Below are 860 nucleotides of genomic sequence, written 5' to 3' on the forward strand. Positions count from 1 at the left end.
ATCACTTTTCCTCCAAAAACAATGAAGAGAGTTTTTCGAAAACAATACTACAAAGAATAGTCAAATGTCATAAATATTTCTAGTTTCCTTATTGAAGCATTTCTGATTTATAACAATATATTACAATGAAGCATCACAACAAAAACCTTTCTGATAAGAACTAGTTTAACTTTACCATTGTTTGCAAAGTATTCTTTTTGTAACAAGAGAACCAAACCAAAACCCTTTCTTATTATTATGACTTACAAAAGTCATAATAAAGGGTTTTAAGCTTTAGTTTGTCTCCAATCATCACTTCCACTTGTCCCAGCAGCAATGTGTTCCCAAATGACTTTTCTATAATTGAGAGAAACTTTGAAGAGTTCTGTTTTATCATTATTGCCCTGTTCTTGTGCATTAGGCATTATAAGATTAATATCAGTGATAATGGCATCTTCTAATTTTGTTGTGAAATAATGCTCTTGCCCACCACTTGTAGAAGTCCTAAACCAATGAATTTCTACACTTGTCAATCTTTCCCCACTTGTAAGTGCATTATAGAGGAGAGGGACAGCTTTATTTAAAGAGCAAGTAAAAGAAAAAGGTTTATGTACTCTTTGCCCTGATGGCTGCCCACTTTGTGGATCTGTTGGAACGGTTACAATATGAGCAACTTCTTGTGCCATAATCTCATCTTCGTGTCCTGCTTGGTAACGATTCCCAATGCTTGCTTCTGTGGAAGCTCCACTTGAAATAAGTCCTTGAGTAGAACCTTCAATTTTTATGTATGCTGGTTGTGCCATTGAATCTCCTTTTAGAGTTAATTTTTTAATACAAAGGATTTGATTTTAGCATAAAATTTGAAAGAATGTTATAAAATG

At 33.4% G+C, this 860-nt stretch carries 1 protein-coding gene; it reads right to left on the reverse strand.

What is annotated here, in order from left to right:
• Positions 1-266 precede the first annotated feature (266 nt).
• Positions 267-782: an Hcp family type VI secretion system effector gene (locus OQH62_RS08525; RefSeq protein WP_266016130.1), complete on the reverse strand. Its 516-nt coding sequence runs from the start codon at positions 780-782 to the stop codon at positions 267-269.
• Between the last annotated feature and the right edge of the window lie 78 nt (positions 783-860).

Origin of the sequence: Campylobacter sp. MIT 21-1684, from assembly GCF_026241315.1 — a bacterium.
Taxonomy (GTDB): Bacteria; Campylobacterota; Campylobacteria; order Campylobacterales; family Campylobacteraceae; genus Campylobacter_D.

What these genes read in the sequence shown, in the direction of transcription:
- OQH62_RS08525 (WP_266016130.1), bottom strand. Translation starts at nt 782, where the DNA reads ATGGCACAACCAGCATACATAAAAATTGAAGGTTCTACTCAAGGACTT.